General features: G+C 67.6%; 7 protein-coding genes. 5 read left to right on the forward strand and 2 right to left on the reverse strand.

The annotated features are described in order from the left end of the window. From VFA16_RS14900 to VFA16_RS14920, 5 genes are all read left to right on the forward strand, one after another. On the forward strand, positions 1-397 hold a 397-nt coding region (locus tag VFA16_RS14900; protein WP_324968561.1), incomplete at its 5' end, for an IspD/TarI family cytidylyltransferase. Then, the gene (gene ispF / locus VFA16_RS14905; protein ID WP_324968563.1) at positions 394-888 is read left to right on the forward strand and encodes a 2-C-methyl-D-erythritol 2,4-cyclodiphosphate synthase; all 495 of its coding nucleotides are present in this window, start codon (positions 394-396) and stop codon (positions 886-888) included. The genes VFA16_RS14900 and ispF, both read left to right, overlap by 4 nt. 80 nt (positions 889-968) lie before the next feature. Next, positions 969-2,378 carry a cysteine--tRNA ligase gene (gene cysS / locus VFA16_RS14910; RefSeq protein ID WP_324968564.1) on the forward strand — a complete coding sequence of 470 codons (1,410 nt, stop codon included), beginning with the start codon at positions 969-971 and terminating at the stop codon, positions 2,376-2,378. Next, positions 2,378-3,307 (forward strand): 23S rRNA (guanosine(2251)-2'-O)-methyltransferase RlmB, encoded by a 930-nt coding sequence (rlmB, locus tag VFA16_RS14915; RefSeq protein WP_324968565.1) that lies wholly within the window; start codon positions 2,378-2,380, stop codon positions 3,305-3,307. The genes cysS and rlmB overlap by 1 nt, the downstream gene beginning before the upstream one ends. Positions 3,308-3,312: 5 nt before the next feature. Further along, positions 3,313-4,311, forward strand: coding sequence for a glycerophosphodiester phosphodiesterase family protein (locus VFA16_RS14920; protein WP_414687727.1), 999 nt, complete (start codon positions 3,313-3,315; stop codon positions 4,309-4,311). On the opposite strand, the gene VFA16_RS14925 is transcribed toward VFA16_RS14920, so the two are convergent. Continuing rightward, a complete protein-coding gene (locus tag VFA16_RS14925) occupies positions 4,286-5,530 on the reverse strand; it encodes an SLC13 family permease (protein ID WP_324968566.1) in 1,245 nt (414 codons plus the stop codon). The two genes, VFA16_RS14920 and VFA16_RS14925, sit on opposite strands and share 26 nt — an antisense overlap. Before the next feature lie 3 nt (positions 5,531-5,533). After that, on the reverse strand, positions 5,534-6,344 hold an 811-nt coding region (locus tag VFA16_RS14930), incomplete at its 5' end, for an MBL fold metallo-hydrolase (protein WP_324968567.1).

Genomic DNA, 6,344 nt, shown 5'->3' on the forward strand with positions numbered 1-6,344 from the left:
TGAGCCGGAGCCGGACTATGTCCTGGTGCACGACGCCGCGCGTGCGCTGACGCCGCCAGAGCTGGTGGTGCGCGTGGTCGAGGCGTTGCGTGCCGGCCATCCGGCGGTTGTGCCCGCATTGCCGGTGTCGGACACGATCAAAGCCGTCGACGCCAACGGGGTGGTGCTGGGAACGCCGGAGCGAGCCGGCTTGCGGGCCGTGCAAACCCCGCAGGGGTTCGCCACCGAGCTGCTGTTGCGCGCGTACGAACACGCCGAGTCGGGCGATTTCACCGACGACGCCTCCGTCGTCGAGCATGTCGGCGCCCAGGTGCAGGTCGTCGACGGCGACCCGCTGGCGTTCAAAATCACCACCCGGCTCGACCTGTTGCTGGCTCAAGCGATCGTCAACCAGTGAACGGGCTACCGCGCATCGGGTTGGGCAGCGATGTGCATCCAATCGAGCGCGGACGGCCATGCTGGTTGCTGGGGCTGCTTTTTCCCGACGTCGACGGCTGCGCTGGGCATTCCGACGGCGACGTCGCCGTGCATGCGCTTTGTGACGCCCTGTTGTCAGCTGCCGGGCTGGGCGATCTCGGTGAAGTGTTCGGAGTCGACGATCCGCGCTGGCGCGGTGTCAGTGGCGCGGGAATGCTCGGCCATGTCCGCGACCTGCTCGCCGCGAACGGCTATCGGGTCGGCAACGCCGCCGTCCAGGTGATCGGCAACCGACCCAAGGTCGGGCCCCGACGCGTCGAGGCCCAGCAACTGCTGTCCGAGCTGCTGGGCGCGCCGGTGTCGGTATCGGCGACCACCACCGACGGGCTAGGTCTCACTGGGCGTGGGGAAGGGCTTGCGGCCATCGCCACCGCGCTGGTGGTCCCCTCGGGCGGGCGAGCAGACGCATAAGCGCCCGGTCCTCGGACAAATGGGGGGCCTGCGCGTCTGGTGGCGCGGGTGCGTCGAATAGCCCGGTAAGCTGGCACGTCGTGATCGATCGCGGCCAGCTGCGGCTACACGACACGGCGACTGGCGCCGTGCGTGATTTCGTTCCCCTGCGGCCAGGCCACGTCTCCATCTACCTGTGCGGCGCCACCGTCCAAGGCCTGCCGCACATCGGCCACGTGCGCAGCGCGGTGGCCTTCGACATCCTGCGCCGCTGGCTGCTCGCGCGCGGCTACGACGTCGCATTTATTCGCAACGTGACCGATATTGACGACAAGATCCTCAACAAGGCCACCGCGGCGGGCCGGCCCTGGTGGGAGTGGGCGGCCACCTACGAGCGCGAGTTCACCGCCGCCTACGACGCGCTGGGCGTGTTGCCGCCGTCCGCTGAGCCCCGTGCCACCGGCCACATCACGCAGATGGTCGAGCTGATCGAGCGGCTGATCAACACCGGTCACGCCTATACCGGCAACGGCGACGTGTACTTCGACGTGCTCAGCTACCCCGACTACGGCCAGCTGTCCGGGCACCGGATCGACGACGTCCATCAAGGCGAGGGAGTGGCCACCGGCAAACGCGACCAGCGTGACTTCACGCTCTGGAAGGGCGCCAAGCCGGGGGAGCCGTCCTGGCCCACGCCATGGGGCCGCGGACGTCCCGGCTGGCACACCGAATGCGTGGCGATGGCGCACGAATACCTCGGTGCCGAGTTTGATATCCATTGCGGCGGAATGGATTTGGTGTTCCCACACCACGAGAACGAGATCGCCCAGAGCCGCGCGGCCGGCGACGGGTTCGCCCGCTACTGGCTTCACAACGGCTGGGTCACCATGGGCGGCGAGAAGATGAGCAAGTCACTGGGCAACGTGTTGTCCATCCCGGCCATGCTGGAACGGGTCCGGCCGGCCGAACTGCGCTACTACCTTGGCAGCGCGCACTACCGTTCGATGCTGGAATTCTCCGAGAGCGCGCTGCACGACGCGGTCAACGCCTACGTCGGGATCGAGGACTTCCTGCATCGGGTACGGCGCCGGGTGGGCACCGTGGTGCCCGGCTGCTGGACGCCCCGGTTCGCGCAGGCGCTCGACGACGACCTGTCAGTGCCGATCGCGCTGGCCGAGATCCACCACGCGCGCGCGGAAGGCAACCGCGCTCTCGACGCTGGCGACCACGACGCCGCGCTGGCCAACGCCAGTTCGATCCGCGCAATGATGGGCATCCTCGGCTGTGATCCGCTGGACGAACGCTGGGAGTCCCGCGACGAGACGTCGGCCGCGCTGACGGCCCTAGATGTGCTGGTGCAGGCTGAACTGGAGCGACGGGAAAAGGCCCGCGAGCAACGAAACTGGGCACTGGCTGACGACATTCGTGACCGGTTGAAAGAAGCCGGCATCGAGGTGACCGATACCGCCGACGGTCCGCAGTGGTCGTTGGTCGGCGATGACGACAAGTAATGGCCGGTAACTCGCGCCGCCGCGGGGCCGTACGCAAACCCGGCACCAAAAAGGGCCCCACCGTCGGCTCGGGCGGGCAACGCCGCCGCGGCTTGGAGGGCCGGGGGCCCACGCCGCCGGCGCACATGCGTCCCCATCACCCCGCCGCCAAGAAAGCCAAGTCGCGCCCGCGTAAGCCGGCCAAACGCAGCGACGACACTGAGGTGGTGCTCGGCCGCAACCCCGTGCTGGAATGCTTGCGTGCCGGTGTCCCTGCGACCGCATTGTATGTGGCGCTCGGCACCGAAGCCGACGAGCGGCTCACCGAATCCGTCCGGCGGGCAGCCGATTCCGGTATCGCAATCCTAGAGGTTCCGCGCACAGACCTGGACCGCATTACCACCAACGGCCTTCACCAGGGTATTGCGTTACAGGTCCCGCCGTACGACTATGCCCATCCCGACGACCTGCTGGCCGCCGCCATGGAGTCACCGCCGGCGCTGCTGGTCGCGTTGGACAACATCTCCGATCCGCGCAACCTGGGCGCAATCGTGCGCTCGGTGGCGGCATTCGCCGGGCACGGTGTGCTAATCCCGCAGCGGCGCTCGGCGGCGGTGACAGCGGTAGCGTGGCGGACCAGTGCAGGCGCGGCGGCCCGGGTTCCGGTGGCTCGTGCTCCCAATCTGACTCGTACACTGAAGGATTGGACAGACCGCGGGCTGCATGTAATCGGTCTCGACGCCGATGGCGACACCACGCTCGACGACCTCGACGGCACCGACCCGTTGGTGGTGGTCGTGGGTTCGGAAGGCAAGGGCCTGTCCCGGTTGGTCCGAGAGAACTGCGACGCGGTGGTCTCAATCCCGATGGCCGGCCCCGCCGAATCGCTGAACGCCTCGGTGGCCGCGGGGGTGGTGCTTGCCGAAATCGCCCGTCAGCGCAGGACGTAGCGCACATGGGTCGTCGCCTCGGCGCCCTGCTGGCGGTGCTGGCGGCCGTCGCGATCCTGGGCCCGCTGCCGAGCGCCGCCGCACAGCCAACGATGTTCGACCTGGTGGCGCATCGCGGCGGGAGCGGCGAGACGACCGAGGAATCGCTGCGCGCGTTCGCCAAAGCGCTCGAAATAGGCGTCAGCACCCTGGAATTCGACATCGGAATCACCAGGGACCGCCAACCTGTGGTGTGGCACGACTCGACGATTGAACCGGCGAAGTGCTCAGACACCGGGCCGGCGTTCGCGGGCGACCCGCAATATCCGTACGTGAGAAAGCCTCTACACGATCTGACCGTGGCGCAAATCCGCACGCTTGACTGCGGCAAGCTGCTTGACGAATTCCCTCACGCGGAAGTCGTGCGCGGCAATAAGATCGCCACCCTTCCTGAGGTGTTCGCGCTGACCGACTCATATCGCGCCGATGTGCGCTATGACATCGAAACCAAGGTCGACGCCGCCGATCCGGCGACATCAGCATCGCCTGAAGAATTCGTCGACGTCGTACTGGCCGCGGTCAGGTCAGCGGGAAGGGTAGACCGGGTGGAGATCGAGAGCTTCGACTGGCGAACACTGCCGATGGTGCGCCAAGCCGAGCCATCGATTCCCTTGGTGACGTTATGGAACGAGGCGACGTGGACACCGGATTCGCCATGGCTAGCCGGAATCAACCCGGCCGTCGTCGGCGATCCGCTCATCGGTGCCAAGATGGTCGGCGCCGACATCGTCTCGCCCAGCTACTCTGTGGTCGACCAAGCGTTCGTCGGCCGGGCACACGCATTGGGGCTCAACGTGATTTCCTGGACAGTCGACGACGCTGCGACCATGCGAGCACAGATCGCCACCGGTGTTGACGGCATCATCACCAACTATCCGGCTCGGCTGCGCACAGTCATGGCCGAGCTCGGAATGCCGCTGCCGCGGCCATATCAGCCGGTTACAGGCCCAGCAGTCGCGCGCTGACCCACAGCGCAAGAACCGAGGCCACCAGGGCCGTGGGCACGGTGCACAATCCCAGCCTGGTGTACTCGCCGACGCTAGCGGGCACGTCATAGCGGCGAAGAACCCTGCGCCACAGCAGATTCGAGAGCGAACCGGCATAGGTCAAATTCGCGCCGATGTTCACCCCGAGCAGCACCGCGAGGATCGCTGCCGGCCCGCTGGGTGCCACCAGCGGCACCAGGACCAGCGTCGCCGGCAAGTTGTTGACCACGTTGGCCAGAACAGCGGCCACCGCCGCGATACCGAGCAGCGCAAGCAACCCGTGGCCGGCTGGAATCAGCGCGCACATGCGGTTGGCCAGGCCGTTGAGCATGACTGCCTGCACCACCACACCCAGCGCCAGCACGAACACCAAGAACGGCAGGTTGACGGCGCGCACAATCTCCACCACCGAGGTGCGACGGTGGCTGAGGCTTCGCACGGCCAGCGCGCCGGCCCCTGCCAGCGCCGCCCAGGCCGGTGACACGCCGGCCGCCTCAGCGATCGCGAACCCGGCCAACGTCAGCGCTACCACCACCAGTGCGAACAGCGGCAGCTGCGGCGGCGGACCAACCTCATGGCGATCCGGCACCACGCGCAAATCGGCGGCGAAAAACCAGCGAAAGACCACGTACACGGTGGCCACCGCGACCACCCACGGCAGCGCCATCACCATCGTGAACTTAACGAAGGACAGATGTGCGACATGGAAGGCCAGCAGATTGGTCAGATTCGAAACCGGAAGCAGCAGCGAAGCGGCGTTGGCCAGATGCGCGCTGGCGTAGGCGTGCGGACGCACCGGCGCCCGCAACCAGCGCACGGTGGACAACACCACCGGCGTCAACAACACCACGGTGGCGTCCAGGCTCAACACTGCGGTGATAACGGCGGCGATCGCGAACACCTGCCGCAGCAGGTGCCGCGACGGCCCCGCATGGGCCCGTGCCATCGCCGCCCCGGCGGCCTCGAACAACCCCTCGTCGTCGCACAGCTTGGCCAGCACCAACACGGCGCCCAAGAACGCGACGACCCGCAGCAGCCGAGCAGCTTCCGCGGCTGCCTCGTGCACCGAGATTGCACCCAGCACGATCAAGAGCGCGGCGGCCGGGACCGCCGCGAACGCCTCAGGCCAGCCGCGTGGGCGCGCGACGGCGAAGCCCAGCACGACAGCAAGCAGCACCAGGGCGAGGACAAGCGTCAACGGTCAGATCCACGGATCCTCGCGCCGCCACAGCGTCGGCAGGTGCAGCGCGATGTCGTCCTCGGCGGCCAACTCGCCCAGGATGCGCATGGACGCATCCAGGTCGTCGGTCGCATACGGCAAGGCCCGCAAAGGTTTCGACAGCGGGCGGAAGAAGTCGTCCCAGTGGATCAGCACCACTCTGCGCGCGCCCACCGCGCGCACCGTCTGCGTCCAGTAATCCAGCAGATAGGACCGCGGCAGCACACCCAGCTGTCCCACACCGAGATAAACCACCTCGGCCTGTTGACCGGCGAGCGCGCCCTGCACAAACCCGGCGCTGCCTTGAATCAGCAGTCGCCTGCCGGAGGGCCGGTGATGGATCAACGCCGACCACGCCTCACCACACCGGTAGGCCGACACCTTCACTGGCGGCCGCACCGGCGCGGTGATCACACCGGGAAACCGATCCGGTGGAGAATGCCGCGATTCGATCAGGGTTACGTCGAAGGCGCCCAGGCTAATTGGATCACCCCGGTCAGCGACGATCAGCCGGTCATCGGGCAAACCATAGCCGCGGCCGATGTTGGCCGCCGACTGGCCACCGACCAGACGTGCGCCGGTGGCATCGGCCACCAGCGCGGAGTCCAGCGCGTGGTCGATGTGGGTGTGCACCGGGATGACGGCCTCCAAGCGGGACACCTTCGCCCGGGCCAGGCAGCCGTAGACTCGGGCCGGCGACGGCGACACCTTGCGCAGCGCCACTCGCGGGAGGCTGGGCCGGGAGAAGTAGCCGTCGGTCATCAAAGCCGACGACCCGTCATCGAGCAGCAGC

The sequence above is a fragment of the Mycobacterium sp. genome (assembly GCF_035653355.1).
In the GTDB taxonomy this organism is placed as follows: Bacteria; Actinomycetota; Actinomycetes; order Mycobacteriales; family Mycobacteriaceae; genus Mycobacterium.

What these genes read in the sequence shown, in the direction of transcription:
- rlmB (WP_324968565.1), top strand. Translation starts at nt 2,378, where the DNA reads ATGGCCGGTAACTCGCGCCGCCGCGGGGCCGTACGCAAACCCGGCACC.
- VFA16_RS14920 (WP_414687727.1), top strand. Translation starts at nt 3,313, where the DNA reads ATGGGTCGTCGCCTCGGCGCCCTGCTGGCGGTGCTGGCGGCCGTCGCG.